Origin of the sequence: Pseudomonas sp. yb_5 (assembly GCF_043103865.1) — a bacterium.
Taxonomy (GTDB): Bacteria; Pseudomonadota; Gammaproteobacteria; order Pseudomonadales; family Pseudomonadaceae; genus Aquipseudomonas; species Aquipseudomonas putida_Y.
Genome location: NZ_JBICKE010000063.1, coordinates 1 through 552 on the forward strand (window position 1 = coordinate 1; position 552 = coordinate 552).

Genomic DNA, 552 nt, shown 5'->3' on the forward strand with positions numbered 1-552 from the left:
CGTGCCGATGCAGATCCGTGTGCTTAAACACGTACGCAAAATCTATGGCTGCCGTGGCTGCGAATCCGCGCCGGTCACCGCTGACAAGCCGGCCCAATTGATTGAAAAGAGCATGGCCAGTCCCAGCGTGCTGGCGATGTTGCTAACCACCAAGTACGTCGATGGCCTGCCGCTGCACCGCTTCGAGACGGTGCTGAACCGACATGGTATCGAGATCCCCCGGCAAACCCTGGCCCGCTGGGTCATCCAGTGCAGCGAACACTTTCAGCCACTGCTGAACCTGATGCGTGACCGCCTGCTGGAAAGCCCGGTGATCCATTGCGATGAAACTCGCGTGCAGGTGCTCAAAGAGCCGGATCGTGATCCGACCAGTCAATCCTGGATGTGGGTGCAGGCCAGTGGCCCGCCTGATCGACAAGTCGTGCTGTTCGATTACACCACCAGCCGCGCGCAGGAGGTGCCGCTGCGCCTGCTGGAGGGCTATCGCGGTTACGTGATGACCGATGATTACGCCGGTTACAACGCGTTGGCGCTACAGCCGGGCGTTGAACG

1 protein-coding gene is annotated in these 552 nt (G+C 60.7%); it reads left to right on the plus strand.

Annotation, left to right across the window (positions count from 1 at the left end):
* Nucleotides 1-552: IS66 family transposase (gene tnpC / locus ACF8GF_RS09415; protein ID WP_392488042.1), on the plus strand; the 552-nt coding region annotated here is incomplete at both ends.